Consider the following 16,010-nt stretch of genomic DNA (forward strand, 5'->3'; position numbering starts at 1 on the left):
CGGTCCGCGGCCCGTGCGGGCTACCGGAACCGCGCGATCGGGTTCTCCAGGTCACCCACCAGCTGGAGGGCGCCCGACGGGTCGGCCAGGTCCACCATCTGCTTGTTGTCCCGCAGTTGGAGCCGGTTGAGGCAGGACAGCGCGAACTCCGGGGCGAACATGTCGTACTGGGCGAACCTCTCCCGCAGGTGCGGCATGGACTCCTGGTAGCCGGTGACGCACTCGGCGACCGTCCGCCAGAACGCGTCCTCGTCCAGCACGCCCTCCGTGACCAGCGCGGCGGCGAGGAACCGGAAGAAGCAGTCGAAGACGTCCGTGAAGACCGACAGCAGCTTCATGTCCTCGGGGACCTCGGCGCGGACCCGCTCGACCGCCGGCGGCAGGACCGCGTCCGGGTCCATCACGCAGATCTCCTCGGCGATGTCCTTGAAGATCGCCCGCCGCACCGCGCCGTCCTCGCCGAGCACCAGGATGACGTTCTCCCCGTGCGGCATGTAGACGAGGTCGTACGCGTAGAAGCAGTGCAGCACCGGCAGCAGGTAGGCGTCCAGGTAGCGGCGCAGCCACACCTCGGGCGCCAGTCCCGACTCGGTGATCAGCGCACCGGCGAAGGACTTCCCGGAGCGGTCGGTGTGCACCAGCGAGGCCATCGTCGCCAGCCGCTCCCCGTTCTCCAGGGTGCCCACCGGGCTCTCGCGCCAGAGCGCGGCCAGCATCTTGCGGTAGGGGGAGAAGCGGTCCGTCGCGGCCTCGTACTCCAGGTGCCGGTACCCGACCGCGGCCCGCTCGCGGATGATCGAGAAGCGCGCCGCCGTCAGTACGTCGTCGCTCGCGATCAGCCCGGCCAGCCAGTCGTTGATGGCCGGCGTGGCCTCCATGTACGCGGCGGACAGGCCCCGCATGAAGCCCATGTTGATGACGGACATCGCCGTCTTCACATAGTGCTTGGCGGGGTCGCTGGTGTTGAAGAAGGTGCGGATCGACTGCTGCGCCAGGTACTCGTCGTCGCCCTCGCCGAGCGGCACCAGACGCTGCCGGGCCACCTCGGCGGCGAAGGTGACGGAGAGCTTGTTCCACCACTGCCAGGGGTGGACGGGCATCAGCAGGTAGTCCGCCGGGTCCAGCCCGAGGCCGCGCAGCCTGGCGTCGAACCGGTCGAGCGTCCCCTGGCCCAGCTCGGCCCGCATCAGGTTCTCGTAGCCGAGGTCCGTGCAGGAGGTGAACGCGGCACGCGAGCGGTGCGCGGCCACCCACAGCAGGCGGACCGGGGCCGCGGCCTCCGGCGCGTACCGGTGGTACTCGTGGATGCCGAAGCCGAGCCGTCCGTTGTTGGCGACGAAACAGGGGTGGCCCTCGGTCATCCCGGTCTCGATGTCCTGGAACCCGGCGCGGCTGAGTTCGGCCGCGGACACCTCGGGCTTGCTGAGTTTGTACGCCGTGCCGGACAGGGTGGAGGAGATCTCCTCCAGGTACACCGGAAGGATCTCGTCGGACAGGCCGAGTGCGCCCCGCAGCTCGGTGATGAACTCCAGTGCGTCCAGCGGGAGTTCGGCACCGTCGCGGTGACGGGTCACGGAGTCCGCATCCACCTGCCAGTGATCGAGCGCCAGCCGCCCGGCGGCGAACCGGTACTCGGTCCTGCCGTCGTCGCTGAGCACCGCCCAGCGGCCGTCCGCGAGGTCCTTCGGCGCGAGCAGCCGCTCGTGGGAGAACTCGGCGAGACCCTTGCGGACCAGCAGCCGGTTGGCCTCGGCCCACAGCTCGGGGGTGAGGTGGGAGACGCTGTCGATCGCCGTGCTCATCCCGGCACCTCCGCATCGCCGACGGCCGCCTCGAACTGCTCACGCGTGCAGAAGCTCAGCAGCGCCGTCTTCTCGGGTTTCCGTATCTCGCGCTCGGGCACGAAGCCGACGGCCGCGTTGAGCGCGTGCACGGCCTTGTTGCCGACGTCCGGCTCGACGACGACCCGGCGGGTCGCCGGGTCGGCGAACAGCTCCCGCATCACGGCGGTGATCACGGCCCGGGTGAAGCCGTGGACCGGGGTGTCGGTCGGGGCGACCAGGAAGTGCATGCCCACGTCTCCGGGCTCGGGCTCGTAGAGACCGACCAACTCCACATGACGAGGGTCGTAGCGCTCCATCAGGAAGGCCGGCTCGCCGTCGTGCAGCCCGATGAAGGCGTCGTGGTGCTCGTGCGCGGCGATCCTCATGTACTCGCGCTCCACGTCCTCCAGCCTGGCGTCCTGCATCATCCAGAAGGCGGCCTTGGGGTCGGTGACCCAGCGGTGCAGCAGCTCCGCGTCGCTCGGGGTCTCCCCACCGGAGGCAGGGGAAGGGTCGAGGGGACGGACGGAGAACGTCCCCAGGGCTGGGGCGGTGGTGCTCATACGGCGAACTCCTGGAATGCGATGGTCTTCTCCACGGGGTAGTGCTCACTGCCGAGCATCTCGGCGATGATGTACGCATTGCGGTACGCGCCCATGCCCAGGTCGGGCGAGGTGATGGAGTGCGTGTGCACCCCCGCGTTCTGCAGGAAGACCCCGCGCCCCGTGGTGTCGATCGAGTAGTTGCGGGCGACGTCGAAGCGGCCCCGGCCGTCCCGGCGCAGCCGGTCGAGCACGGGCTCCAGGAACGCGGGGGTGACGTACTTGTAGCCCGTGGCGAGGACCAGGCCCTCGGTCCGGATCTCGAAGTCCTTCTCCTGCTCCTCCTGGCGCAGCCCCAGGGTGTAGGCGCCGTTCTCGTAGGAGGCCGTGCACAGGGCGGTGTTGGTGAGCAGACGGGTCGGCACCGGGCCGCCGAGGTTCTTCCGGTATAGCAGGTCGAAGATCTCGTTGATGAGCTCGCCGTCGATGCCCTTGAAGAGGTTCTTCTGCTGCGTCTCGAGCCGGTAGCGGGTGGCCTCCGGCAGCGCGTGGAAGTAGTCCACGTACTCCGGGGAGGTCATCTCCAGGGTCAGCTTGGTGTACTCCAGCGGGAAGAACCGCGGGGAGCGGGTGACCCAGTTGAGGCGGTAGCCGTGCACGTCGATCTCGGAGAGGAGGTCGTAGTAGATCTCCGCGGCGCTCTGGCCGCTGCCGACGAGAGTGATCGACTCCTTCTTCTGCAACTCCTCCTTGGCCTGGAGGTAGCGCGAGTTGTGGATGAAGTCGCCGCCGAGGCCCCGGCAGGACTCCGGGACGTAGGGTGGGGTGCCGGTGCCCAGGACGAGTCTGCGCGCGCGGAACGTCTCGCCGTCGGCGGTGCGTACGGCGTAGACCTCGTCCTCCGCCTCGAACTCGACCCGGGTCACCGTGGTGCCGAAGCGGATGCTGCTCAGCTTGGCGGCGGCCCAGCGGCAGTAGTCGTTGTACTCGGTCCGCAGCGGGTAGAAGTTCTCGCGGATGTAGAACGAGTAGAGCCGGCCCTTCTCCTTCAGGTAGTTGAGGAAGGAGTACGGCGACGTCGGATCGGCGAGCGTGACCAGGTCCGACATGAACGGGGTCTGCAGATGGGCGCCGTCGAGGAACATGCCCGAGTGCCACTCGAAGTCCGGCTTGGACTCGAGGAAGAGACCGTTCAGCTCGTCGACCGGCTCGGTCAGGCAGGCGAGGCCGAGGTTGAACGGACCGAGTCCGATACCGATGAAATCGTGGATGTCACGGTGCTCAGGAGGCGTGGACAAGGTTCTCTCCAAGGTACTGCTCGGCGTGGCCGGCTATGAGGTCGAGGACGGCGGCGATGTCGGCCACGGTCGTCTCGGGGTTCAGCAGGGTGAATTTCAGGTACTGGCGGCCGTCGACCTTGGTCCCGGCCACGACGGCCTCCCCGGAGGCGAACAGGGCCTTGCGGGCGTACAGATTGGCGCGGTCGATCTCCGCGGCGGAGGTGACGCCCTCCGGGACGCAGCGGAAGACCAGGGTGGACAGCCGGGGCTCGACGACGACGTCGTAGCGGGGGTCGGCGGCGAGCAGCCGCCAGCCCTCGGACGCGAGGTCGCACACCTCGTCGAAGAGCTGTCCGACGCCGTCCGCGCCCATGACGCGCAGGGTCATCCACAGCTTGAGGGCGTCGAAGCGGCGGGTGGTCTGGAGGGACTTGTCCACCTGGTTGGGGATCCTCCCCCGTGGCCCCGCGGGCACGGGAGGTGCCCCCCCCTCCACGGTCGGCGCGGGGTTGAGGTAGTCCGCGTGGTAGGTGGCGTGCCGCAGAGTGGCGCCGTCCCGCACCAGCAGCGCGGAGGAACTCACCGGCTGGAAGAAGGACTTGTGGTAGTCGACGGTCACAGAGTCGGCGTGCTGGACGCCCTCCAGGAGCCCGCGGCGCGTCGGCGAGGCGAGCAGCCCGCAGCCGTAAGCGGCGTCGACGTGCATCCAGACGCCGTACTCCTCGCACAGCGCTGCGATCTCGGGCAGCGGGTCGATGGAGCCGAAGTCCGTGGTGCCGGCGGTGGCGACGACCGCCATCGGTACCAGTCCGGCGCGCCGGCACTTCTCCAGTTCGGCGGCGAGGGCCACGGTCTGCATGCGCCGGTCGCGGTCGACGGGCACGGACACGACGGCGTCCCGGCCGAGGCCGAGGAGGTTCGCGGACTTCTGGACGCTGAAGTGGCTGCACTCGGAGGACAGGACGCGCAGCTTCGACAGGTCGTCCGTCTTGGTCTCCTCGCGGGCGAGCAGCATCGCCTGGAGGTTGGACTGGGTGCCGCCGCTGGTGAAGACGCCGTCGGCGGCGGGGCCGAGGCCGATCCGGTGGGTGGTCCAGTCGATGAGCTTGCGCTCGATCAGCGTGCCGCCGGCGCTCTGGTCCCAGGTGTCCAGCGAGGAGTTGACGGCGGAGAGGACGGCCTCGCCCAGCACAGCGGGTATCACGACCGGGCAGTTGAGGTGGCCGAGGTAGCGCGGGTGGTGGAAGTAGACCGCGTCGCGCAGGTACACCCGCTCCAGCTCGTCCAGTGCGGCGGAGGAGTCGCCGAGCGGCTGGTCGAGGTCGACGGCGGCGATCGTCGGGGCCAGTTCGTCCGGGGTGACTCCCGTGAACGGGCGCCTTGTCGTGGCGAGTTTGTTCGCCACCCGCTCGACTCCTTCGGTCACTGAGCTGCGGTAGAGCTCCGCCGTTGTGTCGTTGAGCAGGTGCGAGCGCATGGTGGGGGTCCTCCCGGTGCGGGGACGTGACGGGGCCGCCCCCTGGGGCAGGAGCGGACGGTGGGACGGCTGGGACTTAGGTTAGCCTAACCTGAATTCTTGATTCCGTCCGCCCCTACTCCACGGAAAGGGCCGCGAGTTGGCTCACATCCGGCCGGCCGTCCCGGAGGAGCGCACGGCGACGCGGCCCCGTCGGGGCGTCGACGGGGCCGCGGCCAACGGTGTGGGGCGGGACGGAAGGCCCGGGCCTACGCGTCGTCGTCGGGCGACTCGCGCAGGGCGTCCTCACTGAGGCCCTTGCGCCAGTAGCCGACGAAGGTGACGCGGCGGCGGTCGAGTCCGCGCTCGTTCACGAGATGGCGGCGCAGCGCCTTGACGGAGCCCGACTCGCCCGCGATCCAGGCGTACGGGGCGGAGCCGGCGAACTCGGCGGCGCGCAGCGCCTCGACGGCCGGTGGCGCGCCCTCGTCCCGCACCAGCCAGGTGACGGTGGCGTCGGCCGCGGTCTCCGGCTCGCTCCGGTCACCGGTGTGCGGGACCTCGATCCAGACCTGCGCGCGGATCCCGGCGGGCAGCCACTCCAGGATCGCCGAGGCGGCGGGCAGCGCGGTCTCGTCCGCCCAGATCACCACCGAGTCGGCGTCCTCGGGCAGCCGGAAGCGCACCGCGGTGTTGTCGGCGAGCGCGGGCCCGAGGATCGTCACCCGGTCACCGACGGAGGCTTTCTGCGCCCAGCGGCAGGCCGGGCCGCCGTGCTCGTGGACGGCGAAGTCGATGTCCAGCTCGCCGTGTTCACCGGCGTCGGGGCGTTGCTCGCGAACCGTGTACGAGCGCATAACGGCCCGCTCGTCGTCCGGCAGGGCCCGCCAGGCGCCGAGCCGCGCGTACATGTCCTCCTCGCCGGGGAGCGGGATGACGGGTTCCTCCTGTCCCGGGTGCGGCAGGAAGAGCGAGAGCGACTGGTCGCGGCCGCCGGAGGCGAACCCTTCGAGGGCTTTGCCCCCGAAGGTGACCCGGATCAGCGACGGGCCGAGCCGCCGCGTCCGCACGACCTGGAGAGGGAAGAAACGGAACGGGGCGGCTGCGGCCGTCGGCATGGGTCAGGCGACCTTCTTCGCGTTCTCGATGGCCTTGGCCAGGTCATCGAGGATCGGCGTGCACTTCTCGTACGAGTAGATCGGCTCGGTCACGCGCGGGACGACCTGTCCGGCCTTGACGGCGGGCAGCTGGGCCCAGGTCGGCTTGGACTTCAGGGTCTCGGGCTGGAGCGCCGAGGCGCGGTTGTCCATCATGATGATGTCGGCCTTGTACTTGTCGACGTTCTCCCAGCTGAGGCCCTCGAACCAGCCGCCGGCGTCGAGCTTGTCGGGCGTCACGAAGTTGACGCCGAGCTCCTTGAAGTAGAGCGTGTCGGTCGGCCGGGCCGGGGTGGAGACGTAGAACAGGTCGGCGCTCGCCGAGCCGATCAGCACCTTGATCTCGGGCTTGGCCTTCGCGGCGGCGCGCAGCCGGGCGGCGGCCTTCTCGAAGGCGGCCTTGGCGTCCGAGACCTTCTTGGTCCTGACGTCGGCGCCCAGGGACTCGGCCAGCTCGACGTGGCGCTGGAGGACCTTCGGCATCGAGTGGTCGGAGGCCCACAGGGCGACGCTCGGGGCCAGCTTCAGGATCTTGTCCTTGGACTGGTCCGGCACGTACCAGAGGGCGTCCTTCTCCCACATGTCGGTGATGAGCACGTCCGGCGCCAGGGCCGCGTACTGCTCGACGTTGAACTCCCCCCAGACGTTGCCGAGGACCTCGACCTTGTCGATGTCGAGGTCGCCCGCCTGGACGTCCGGCGTCTTGGTGCCCTTGGCCTTGTCCTCGACGTAGGTGGGGCCGAAGACGCCCTTCACCTCGATGCCGAAGTCGTGGAGCGCGGCCGCCATGCCGGTGAAGGCGACGATGTTCTTCGGCGTGGCCTTGGTCTCGGCGACCTGGCCTCGGTCGTCCTTGAACTGCCAGGGGCCGGACTTCTTCGCGTCCGGGGCCGACTCGCCCTTGTCCTCGGAGCCGCAGGCGGAGAGGGCGGCGGTGAGGCCGAGAGCGCCGCCCGCGGCGAGCAGACCGCGACGGGTGAGTTGGGAAGCGCGGGCATGGGGCATGAAGGGTTCGCTTTCGGTGCGTGCCGGTGGGGGCGGCCTCGAGCAAAGTCGAAGGTAGGTTAGCCTAACCTCAGATCTTGTCGAGAGGTCGCCCCCACGTGACGCTGATCACCGCGCCGCGAGCAGGGCCCGCGACGGCGGGCAGGGCACCGCCGGACGGCCCGTGGGGCCTACGACTGCAGCCCCAACTCGCGGGCGACCAGCATGCGCTGCACCTCGCTCGTACCCTCGCCGATCTCCAGGATCTTGGAGTCGCGCCACATACGGGCCACCGGGTACTCGTTCATGAAGCCGTACCCGCCGTGGATCTGCGTGGCGTCACGGGCGTTGTCGACGGCCACCGTCGAGGAGTACAGCTTCGCCAGCGCCGCCTCCTTCTTGAACGGCTCGCCGAGGACGAGCCGCGACGCCGCGTCCCGCCAGCCGATCCGGGCCATGTGCGCCCGCATCTCCATGTCGGCGATCTTGAACTGGATGGCCTGGTTGTCGCCGATCGGGCGGCCGAAGGCGTGGCGCTCCCTGGCGTACTTCACGGACTCGTCGACACAGCCCTGCGCCAGACCCGTGGCGAGCGCGGCGATGGCGATCCGGCCCTCGTCGAGGATGCGCAGGAACTGGGCGTAGCCCCGGCCCTCTTCGCCCAGCAGGTTCGCGAAGGGGACGCGGACGTCGGAGAACGACAGCTCACGGGTGTCCGAGGCGTTCCACCCGACCTTCGAGTACGGGGCGGCGACGGTGAAGCCGGGCGTGCCCGACGGGACGATGATGGAGGAGATCAGCGGCTTGCCCGTGTCCGTGCGGCCGGTGACGGCGGTGACCGTGACCAGGCCCGTGATGTCGGTGCCGGAGTTGGTGATGAAGCACTTGGAGCCGTTGATCACCCACTCGCCGGTCGACTCGTCGCGCACGGCCGTGGTCTTCGTGCCGCCCGCGTCCGAGCCGGCGTCCGGCTCGGTCAGCCCGAAGGCGCCGAGGATCTCACCGGAGCAGAGCCGGGGCAGCCACTCCCGCTTCTGCTCCTCGGTGCCGAACCGGAAGACCGGCATGGCACCGAGCGAGACCCCGGCCTCCAGGGTGATGGCGACGGAGGAGTCGACGCGGGCCAGCTCCTCCAGGGCGATGCCGAGGGCGAGGTAGTCCCCGCCCATCCCGCCGTACTCCTCGGGGAAGGGCAGGCCGAACAGGCCCATCCGGCCCATCTCGCGGACGATCTCGTACGGGAACTCGTGCCGCTCGTAGAAGTCGCCGATCTTGGGGGCGACGACGTCGTGGGCGAACTCCTCGACGGTGCGGCGCAGTTCCTCGTGCTCGGGGGCGAGGCGGTGGTCGAGCGACATGGCTAGGACTCCTTGTGGGAAGCCGTGCCCGCGAGGGCGCGAACGGTGCGTGAAGGGCTGGGACGGCCCAGCCGCTCGGCCATCCACACGCTCGTGGCGGTGAGCCGGCCGAGGTCGACCCCGGTCTCGATGCCGAGGCCGTGGAGCATCCACACGAGGTCTTCGGTGGCGAGGTTCCCGGTGGCGCTCTTCGCGTACGGGCAGCCGCCGAGGCCGCCCGAGGAGGCGTCGACGGTGGTGACGCCGTGCTGGAGCGCCGCGAGGGTGTTGGCCAGTGCCTGGCCGTAGGTGTCGTGGAAGTGCACCCCGATGGCGTTGGTGGGCACACCCTCCTCGTTCAACCGGGCCAGCAGCGCCTGGACGTGGCCCGGGGTGGCCACGCCGATGGTGTCGCCGAGGCTCAGCTCGTCGCAGCCCAGGTCCATCAGCCGCCGGGCCACGCGGACGACCTGGTGGACGGGAACCGCGCCCTCCCACGGGTCGCCGAAGCACATCGAGAGATAACCGCGGACATGGACCTTGTCCGCCTTCGCCCGGGCCACCACGGGCTCGAACATGGCCAGTGACTCCTCGACCGTGCGGTTGAGGTTGCGCGCCGCGAAGGTCTCCGTCGCCGACGCGAAGACGGCGATCCGCCGCGCGCCCAGGGCGAGGGCACGGTCGAGCCCGCGCTCGTTCGGCACGAGGACCGGCAGGGCCACGCCCCCGATGTCCGCGAGCCGCGGGAACAGGTCCTCGGCGTCCGCCAGTTGGGGAACCCACTTGGGATGGACGAAGCTGGTCGCCTCGACCGTCGTCAGTCCGGCCCCGGCGAGACGGTGGACGAACTCCGCCTTCACCTCGGTCGGGACGACCTCCTTCTCGTTCTGCAGCCCGTCACGGGGCCCGACCTCGTGGATCCGCACCCGGGGCGGCAGACCGGTGACGGGCACCTCCATCGGCAGTCCCTCGGTCATGCCGTGTCCTCCTTGCCCTCGTCGTGCGGGGCGACGACGGCCAGGACCTGGTCCATGACGACGGTCGTCCCCGGGGCGACGTCCAGTTCGGTGACGGTCCCGGCGTGCGGGGCGGAGATGACGTGCTCCATCTTCATCGCCTCCACGACGAGCAGGCTCTGGCCCGCGTCGACCTCGTCCCCGACCGCCACCTTCACGACCGTGACGGTGCCGGGCATCGGCGCGGCGAGCGTGTCGGCGCCCTGCCGGGCCGCCCCGCTCAGGCTCGCGGCGACCGGGTCGTGGTCCTGGACGTACCAGGAGTCGCCCTCCCGGCCGAGCCAGGTCCCGCCGGGAGCGGTGGCGTGGTGGAAGGTGTGGGTGAGGCCGTCGGTCTCGACCGTGACCGTCGCCGCGCCCGCGGCCGGGGCGGTGTCCTTCGCGCGCCGGACGTGCCGGACGGGCAGCCCGTCCAGCACGGCCTCGGAGCCGCGCAGCCGGACCTCCACCGGGTCGTGGCCCGGCACCCGGAAGTGGTGGACGGTCCAGGCGCGTTCACCGCCGAGACGCCAGCCGCCGGGGACGGAGAACGGGTCCGTCCAGCCGGACGCGTCCACCGGCGCGGGCGCCTCCCGCAGCAGCGCGGCGGCGGCGTACACCTCCGCCGGGACCTCGCCGTCGACGAGGGAGTCCGCCTCCCGCTCGACGAGGCCCGTGTCCAGGTCTCCCGCCACCACCTCGGGGTGGTCGAGCAGCCGGCGCAGGAATCCCGCGTTCGTCGGCACGCCCAGGGTGACGTTGTCCGCCAGGGCCGCACGCAGCTTGCGCAGCGCGGTCGCGCGGTCGGGGCCGTACGCGATGACCTTCGACAGCATCGGGTCGTAGAGGCTGGAGACCTCCGTGCCCTCGCTGAGACCCGAGTCGGTGCGCACCCCGTCGCCCCGGGGCTCGCTCAGGGCGAGGACCGTGCCGCCCGACGGCAGGAAGCCGCGGGCGGGGTCCTCCGCGCAGACGCGGGCCTCGACCGCGTGGCCGGTGAGCTCGATGTCCTTCTGGCCGAAGGGCAGTTCCTCGCCCGCGGCCACCCGCAGCTGCCACTCCACCAGGTCCAGGCCGGTGATGAGCTCGGTCACCGGGTGCTCGACCTGGAGCCGGGTGTTCATCTCCATGAAGTAGTACGAGGACGGGTCGCCGCCGGGGACGATGAACTCGACCGTGCCCGCGCCCCGGTAGCCGCAGGACCGGGCCGCCTGGACCGCTGCCTCGCCCATCGCCGCGCGGATCTCCTCGTCCAGCAGGACGGAGGGCGCCTCCTCGATGATCTTCTGGTGGCGGCGCTGGAGGGAGCACTCGCGCTCGCCGAGGTGCACCACGTTGCCGTGGCCGTCCGCGAGGACCTGGATCTCGATGTGGCGGGGACGGTCGATCCACCGCTCCACCAGCAGGGTGTCGTCGCCGAACGACGCGCGTGCCTCCCGCCGGGCGGCCGCGATCTCCTCCAGCAGGGCCGACTCCACTCGGGTCAGCCGCATGCCCTTGCCGCCGCCGCCCGCCGAGGGCTTCAGCAGGACCGGCATGCCGATCTCCCGGGCGGCCTCGGCGAGTTGGTCGTCGGTGAGCCCCGAGCCGGAGGAACCCGGTACGACCGGGACCCCGGCCGCCCGCACGGTCTCCTTGGCGCGGATCTTGTCGCCCATCAGGGAGATGGCGTCGGCGGGGGGCCCGATGAACACCAGGCCCGCCTCCTCGCAGGCGCGCGCGAACCCCGCGTTCTCCGCGAGGAAGCCGTAGCCCGGGTGGACCGCCTGGGCACCGGACCGGCGGGCCGCCTCCAGCAGCCGCTCCACGGAGAGATAGCTCTCGGCGGCGGGCGCCGGGCCGAGCCGGACGGCGGTGTCCGCCTCGCGGACGTGCCGGGCGTCGGCGTCGGCGTCGCTGAACACGGCGACCGAGCGGACACCGAGGGCGCGCAGCGTACGGATGACGCGGACCGCGATCTCGCCTCGGTTGGCAACCAGAACGGTGTCGAACATCCGCTGTCCTTCGAACGTCACAGTGGTCCTCACATCCGGAATACGCCGAAGCCGGGCGCCGAGGCGTCCCTCTCGGGCAGCGGGGCGTTGGCACAGGCGGTCAGGGCGAGCCCCAGTACCTGCCGGGTCTCCAGCGGGTCGATCACCCCGTCGTCCCACAGCCGGGCCGTGGCGTAGTACGCGTTGCCCTGCTGCTCGTACTGGGCGCGGATCGGGTCCTTGAACGCCTCCTCCGCATCGGCGGGCCACTCCTCGCCGCGCGCCTCCAACTGGTCCCGCTTGACGGTGGCCAGCACGGACGCGGCCTGCTCGCCCCCCATCACCGAGATCTTGGCGTTGGGCCACATCCACAGGAAGCGGGGTGAATAGGCGCGACCGCACATGGAGTAGTTGCCCGCGCCGTACGAGCCGCCGACGACGACGGTCAGCTTCGGCACCCGGGTGCAGGCCACGGCCGTGACCATCTTGGCGCCGTGCTTGGCGATGCCGCCCGCCTCGTAGTCCTTGCCCACCATGAAGCCGGAGATGTTCTGCAGGAACAGCAGGGGGATGCCCCGCTGGTCGCACAGCTCGATGAAATGGGCGCCCTTCTGGGCCGATTCGGCGAACAGGATGCCGTTGTTGGCCACGATGCCGACCGGGTGGCCGTGGATCCGGGCGAAGCCGGTGACCAGCGTCGTGCCGAACTCCGCCTTGAACTCGGCGAAGCGGGAGCCGTCCGTGATGCGGGCGATGATCTCCCGGACGTCGTACGGGGTGCGGGAGTCCACCGGCACCGCCCCGTACAGCCCGAACGGGTCCGCCTTGGGCTCCTCGACGGGCTCCACCGACCAGGGGAGCGGCCCGCGCCCGGGGAGGGTGGACACGATGTTCCGCACGATCCTCAGCGCGTGCGCGTCGTTCTCCGCGAGGTGGTCCGTGACGCCGGAGACCCGGGAGTGGACCTCGCCGCCGCCCAGCTCCTCGGCCGTGACGACCTCACCGGTCGCGGCCTTCACCAGCGGCGGGCCGCCGAGGAAGATCGTGCCCTGGTTCCGCACGATCACGGCCTCGTCGCTCATCGCGGGGACGTACGCGCCGCCGGCCGTGCAGGAGCCGAGCACCGCCGCGATCTGCGGGACGCGCGCCGCGGAGAGCCTCGCCTGGTTGTAGAAGATCCGGCCGAAGTGCTCGCGGTCGGGGAAGACCTCGTCCTGCATCGGCAGGAAGGCGCCGCCCGAGTCGACCAGGTAGACGCACGGCAGCCGGTTCTCCAGGGCCACCTCCTGGGCGCGCAGGTGCTTCTTCACCGTCATCGGGTAGTAGGTGCCGCCCTTGACCGTGGCGTCGTTGGCGACGACGACGACCTCGCGGCCGCCGACCCGGCCGATGCCGGCGATCACCCCGGCCGCCGGGGCCTGCCCGTCGTACATGCCGTCGGCCGCGAGGGGCGCCAGCTCCAGGAAGGGCGAGCCCTGGTCCAGGAGCGTGTCCACCCGGTCGCGCGGCAGCAGCTTCCCGCGCGCGGTGTGGCGCGCCCGGGCCTTCTCCCCGCCGCCGAGCCGGGCCGCCGCCAGCTTCGCGCGCAGGGTGTCGGCCAGGGCGTGGTGCGCCGCCTCGTTGGCCTGCCAGGCGTCCGAGGCGGGATCTTCCGCACTCGTCAGCACAGGTGCTTGCCGCATCGTGTCGTGCCCCCTGTCAGAGCATCGTTCGTGTTAATGGGCGTTAACCCACGCCGTCCAGGTTAACGATCGCTAACAGCCTTGTCTAGAATCAGTGGCATGAGCACCAGGACCGACGCTCCGACCCGTCGCGAGCAGATCCTCAAGGAGGCCGCGCGCCTCTTCGCCGAGCGCGGCTTCCACGGCGTCGGAGTCGACGAGATAGGCGCCGCCGTCGGTATCAGCGGCCCCGGGCTGTACCGCCACTTCCCCGGCAAGGACGCGATGCTCGCCGAGCTGCTGGTCGGCATCTCCGGCCGGCTCCTGGACGGCGGCAGGCGTCGGGTCGCCGAGGCGGACGGCGCCCCCGAGCAGGTGCTCTCCTCGCTCATCGACGGGCACATCGACTTCGCCCTCGACGACCGCCCGCTGATCACCCTCCACGACCGGGAGCTGGACCGGCTGCGGGACAGCGACCGCAAGCTGGTCCGCCAGCTCCAGCGCCAGTACGTCGAACTGTGGGTGGACGTGGTCCGCAAGCTGCACCCGGGGACCGGCGAGGGCCAGGTCCGGGCGGCCGTCCACGCCGTCTTCGGCCTGCTGAACTCCACCCCGCACCTGGGCTCGTACGGCAACGGGCTGCCGGGCCGCGCGGCCATGGAGGACCTGCTGCGCAAGCTCGCCCACGGGGCGCTCGCATCGTTGTCGTAGGGGATGGCCCCCGGCGGCCGGCGGCGTCCCGGGTGTCCGGCCATCGGGACGCCGGGCACGCTCCGCACACCTGGCGGCACAATGGGCGCATGCCGATACCGAACCGCGCCGCCCTCGTCGACCATCTCGTCCGCACGCGTATCGCCGGAGACGTCGCCACCCCGCGCGACAACAACCTCTCCCACTACCGCAAGCTCGCCAACGGGGACCGCCACTACTGGCTGGGCCTCGAGCTCGGCGACCGCTGGAGCGACGAGCAGGACGTCCTGGCCGTCATGGCCGAGCGCTGCGGCGTCAACGACGACCCGCAGTACCGGTACGGCCAGGACACCATCGACCCCGAGCTGACCGTCGACGCCCTGGACCGGATGGCGGCCCGGCTGAAGCAGGCCGCCGCCGGACGGGAGTCGGTCCTCTTCGCCACCGGCCACCCCGGCGGGCTGCTCGACGTCCACCGGCAGATCGCCGACGCGCTCAGATCCACGGGCTGCGAGATCGTCCGGATCCCCTCCGGGCTCAGCGCGGACGAGGGCATGGTCCACCAGTTCGCCGACGTGGCCGTGCTGGAGCGCGGCGCGACCCTGTGGCACACCCATTCCCCCGCGCCGATGGCCGCGATCCTGGACGGGCTGGAGCGGGACGGACGGGCCCGGCCCGACCTGGTCGTCGCCGACCACGGATGGGCGGGCTGCGCGGGACAGCGGGGCGTCGACGCGGTCGGCTTCGCCGACTGCAACGACCCGGCCCTGTTCATCGGCGAGGCGGAGGGCACGGTCCGGGTGACGGTCCCGCTGGACGACCATGTCACGGACCCGCGCTTCTACGACCCGATGACGGCGTACCTCCTGGACGCGGCCGGTCTCCTCTGAGCCCCGGCGGTTCCCCGGCCGAGGCCGGCCGCACCTGGTGCACGGCCGGCGTCGGATCGAGGTACACCCGGCGGATCGCCGGGAAGCGCTGGCGCAGCTGCTCCTCGGCGTCCTCGCACGCCCACTCCACCTGCTCCGCCGAGGCGACGTCCCGGAAGTTCACCTTGGCCGCGATCAGGATCTCCGCCGGCCCCTGGACCAGGGTCGTCAGCTCCAGTACTTCCACGATGTGCGGGACCGTGAGCAGTTCCTCGTGCACGGCCCTCCGCATCCGGGGCGGCAGCGGCCGGCCGATGAGCAACTGGGCGTTGCTGCGGCCCAGCACCCAGGCCACGTACACCAGCAGCAGGCCGATGAGGACCGAGGCGATCCCGTCCCAGACCGAGGAGCCGGTGAGCTGGGCGCCGGCCAGTCCGCCCGCCGCGAGCAGCAGCCCGCTCAGCGCGGCGGAGTCCTCCATGACCACGGCCTTGACCGCCGTGTCGGGGGTGTAGCGCAGATAGCGGCGCGCGGGCGTGCCGAAGCGGGCCGCCTCGCCGCGGATCTGACGGACACCGGTCCGCAGCGAGTAGCCCTCCAGCACGGCGGCGACGGCCAGGACGACGTACGAGGGCAGCGGATTGCCGAGCTTCCCGCCCTGTACGAGGGTGTGGACGCCGTCGTAGACGGAGAAGACCGCGCCGCCGACGAAGGTGGCGACGGACGCCAGCATCGCCCAGATGTAGCGCTCGGGGCCGTAGCCCAGCGGATGCTCCTCGTCGGCGGGCTTGGCGCTCCGCCGCAGAGCGGTCAGCAGCAGCACCTCGGTCACGGTGTCGGCGACCGAATGGGCGGCCTCGGAGAGCATCGCGCTCGATCCGCTGATGACGCCCGCGACGGCCTTGGCGACGGCGATGCCGAGGTTGGCGAGCGCCGCCACGATCACGGTGAGGGTGCTCTCCGGCGCCTTGACCGGTTCGATCCGCTCGGGCGCGGGCACGGGGGCGTCGGCCGGCCCGCCGGGCACGCGCGGTGTCCCCGACGGGTCGCCGGTGATCTCGTCGCTCGCCATGAGGGGAGCGTATGTCCGTTATGACCCCCTCGCTCGGGCGCGGCGCCGCACCCCGGAGTGCCATCCGCGCATTCGGGTGCGGCCCGCCGGGTGCGGTCCCGAGGAGCCGCTCCGCGATCGCCGCCGCTGCCGCCCGGTGCCAGACTGACGACGAACCTCTTCGTTCGCGGG

The 16,010-nt window shown here is 71.2% G+C and carries 13 protein-coding genes; 2 read left to right on the forward strand and 11 right to left on the reverse strand.

Annotated features, from left to right (window positions below; translation table 11 throughout):
- Window positions 1–20: 20 nt before the first annotated feature.
- The 10 genes from O7595_RS21525 to O7595_RS21570 form a co-directional block, all read right to left on the reverse strand.
- On the reverse strand, window positions 21–1,802 hold the full coding sequence (locus tag O7595_RS21525; protein WP_269730277.1) for an IucA/IucC family protein: 1,782 nt from the start codon (window positions 1,800–1,802) through the stop codon (window positions 21–23).
- Window positions 1,799–2,386 (reverse strand): GNAT family N-acetyltransferase, encoded by a 588-nt coding sequence (locus O7595_RS21530; protein ID WP_269730278.1) that lies wholly within the window; start codon window positions 2,384–2,386, stop codon window positions 1,799–1,801. The genes O7595_RS21525 and O7595_RS21530 overlap by 4 nt, the downstream gene beginning before the upstream one ends.
- Window positions 2,383–3,663 carry a lysine N(6)-hydroxylase/L-ornithine N(5)-oxygenase family protein gene (locus tag O7595_RS21535; protein WP_269730279.1) on the reverse strand — a complete coding sequence of 427 codons (1,281 nt, stop codon included), beginning with the start codon at window positions 3,661–3,663 and terminating at the stop codon, window positions 2,383–2,385. The genes O7595_RS21530 and O7595_RS21535 overlap by 4 nt, the downstream gene beginning before the upstream one ends.
- Window positions 3,647–5,122: a pyridoxal phosphate-dependent decarboxylase family protein gene (locus O7595_RS21540; protein ID WP_269730280.1), complete on the reverse strand. Its 1,476-nt coding sequence runs from the start codon at window positions 5,120–5,122 to the stop codon at window positions 3,647–3,649. The genes O7595_RS21535 and O7595_RS21540 overlap by 17 nt, the downstream gene beginning before the upstream one ends.
- A 248-nt stretch (window positions 5,123–5,370) precedes the next feature.
- Window positions 5,371–6,219, reverse strand: a complete 849-nt coding sequence (locus O7595_RS21545; protein ID WP_269730281.1) for a siderophore-interacting protein — start codon at window positions 6,217–6,219, stop codon at window positions 5,371–5,373.
- A 3-nt stretch (window positions 6,220–6,222) separates the two neighbouring features.
- Entirely contained in the window at window positions 6,223–7,263 is a 1,041-nt protein-coding gene (locus O7595_RS21550; RefSeq protein ID WP_269730282.1) for an ABC transporter substrate-binding protein, read from the reverse strand.
- 170 nt (window positions 7,264–7,433) lie between these two features.
- The gene (locus O7595_RS21555; protein ID WP_269730283.1) at window positions 7,434–8,600 is read right to left on the reverse strand and encodes an acyl-CoA dehydrogenase family protein; all 1,167 of its coding nucleotides are present in this window, start codon (window positions 8,598–8,600) and stop codon (window positions 7,434–7,436) included.
- A 2-nt stretch (window positions 8,601–8,602) separates the two neighbouring features.
- Entirely contained in the window at window positions 8,603–9,556 is a 954-nt protein-coding gene (locus O7595_RS21560; protein WP_269730284.1) for a hydroxymethylglutaryl-CoA lyase, read from the reverse strand.
- The gene (locus O7595_RS21565; protein WP_269730285.1) at window positions 9,553–11,568 is read right to left on the reverse strand and encodes an acetyl-CoA carboxylase biotin carboxylase subunit; all 2,016 of its coding nucleotides are present in this window, start codon (window positions 11,566–11,568) and stop codon (window positions 9,553–9,555) included. The genes O7595_RS21560 and O7595_RS21565 overlap by 4 nt, the downstream gene beginning before the upstream one ends.
- 29 nt (window positions 11,569–11,597) lie before the next feature.
- Window positions 11,598–13,229, reverse strand: a complete 1,632-nt coding sequence (locus tag O7595_RS21570) for a carboxyl transferase domain-containing protein (protein ID WP_269730286.1) — start codon at window positions 13,227–13,229, stop codon at window positions 11,598–11,600.
- A gap of 99 nt (window positions 13,230–13,328) precedes the next feature.
- On the opposite strand from O7595_RS21570, the gene O7595_RS21575 reads away from it, so the two are divergent.
- Entirely contained in the window at window positions 13,329–13,919 is a 591-nt protein-coding gene (locus tag O7595_RS21575; RefSeq protein ID WP_269730287.1) for an SACE_7040 family transcriptional regulator, read from the forward strand.
- Between the two features lie 89 nt (window positions 13,920–14,008).
- On the forward strand, window positions 14,009–14,788 hold the full coding sequence (locus O7595_RS21580) for a phosphatase (RefSeq protein WP_269730288.1): 780 nt from the start codon (window positions 14,009–14,011) through the stop codon (window positions 14,786–14,788).
- Here O7595_RS21580 and O7595_RS21585 read toward each other — a convergent pair.
- Complete coding sequence (locus O7595_RS21585; protein ID WP_269730289.1) at window positions 14,724–15,839, reverse strand: cation diffusion facilitator family transporter; 1,116 nt, start codon at window positions 15,837–15,839, stop codon at window positions 14,724–14,726. The genes O7595_RS21580 and O7595_RS21585 overlap by 65 nt on opposite strands.
- Window positions 15,840–16,010: the final 171 nt, after the last annotated feature.

Origin of the sequence: Streptomyces sp. WMMC940, from assembly GCF_027460265.1 — a bacterium.
Taxonomy (GTDB): Bacteria; Actinomycetota; Actinomycetes; order Streptomycetales; family Streptomycetaceae; genus Streptomyces.

Bases quoted from the DNA above. Each gene is read 5' to 3' on its own strand.
- O7595_RS21525 (WP_269730277.1), bottom strand. From the start codon at position 1,802: ATGAGCACGGCGATCGACAGCGTCTCCCACCTCACCCCCGAGCTGTGG.
- O7595_RS21530 (WP_269730278.1), bottom strand. From the start codon at position 2,386: ATGAGCACCACCGCCCCAGCCCTGGGGACGTTCTCCGTCCGTCCCCTC.
- O7595_RS21540 (WP_269730280.1), bottom strand. From the start codon at position 5,122: ATGCGCTCGCACCTGCTCAACGACACAACGGCGGAGCTCTACCGCAGC.
- O7595_RS21545 (WP_269730281.1), bottom strand. From the start codon at position 6,219: ATGCCGACGGCCGCAGCCGCCCCGTTCCGTTTCTTCCCTCTCCAGGTC.
- O7595_RS21550 (WP_269730282.1), bottom strand. From the start codon at position 7,263: ATGCCCCATGCCCGCGCTTCCCAACTCACCCGTCGCGGTCTGCTCGCC.
- O7595_RS21555 (WP_269730283.1), bottom strand. From the start codon at position 8,600: ATGTCGCTCGACCACCGCCTCGCCCCCGAGCACGAGGAACTGCGCCGC.
- O7595_RS21560 (WP_269730284.1), bottom strand. From the start codon at position 9,556: ATGACCGAGGGACTGCCGATGGAGGTGCCCGTCACCGGTCTGCCGCCC.
- O7595_RS21565 (WP_269730285.1), bottom strand. From the start codon at position 11,568: ATGTTCGACACCGTTCTGGTTGCCAACCGAGGCGAGATCGCGGTCCGC.
- O7595_RS21570 (WP_269730286.1), bottom strand. From the start codon at position 13,229: ATGCGGCAAGCACCTGTGCTGACGAGTGCGGAAGATCCCGCCTCGGAC.
- O7595_RS21575 (WP_269730287.1), top strand. From the start codon at position 13,329: ATGAGCACCAGGACCGACGCTCCGACCCGTCGCGAGCAGATCCTCAAG.
- O7595_RS21580 (WP_269730288.1), top strand. From the start codon at position 14,009: ATGCCGATACCGAACCGCGCCGCCCTCGTCGACCATCTCGTCCGCACG.
- O7595_RS21585 (WP_269730289.1), bottom strand. From the start codon at position 15,839: ATGGCGAGCGACGAGATCACCGGCGACCCGTCGGGGACACCGCGCGTG.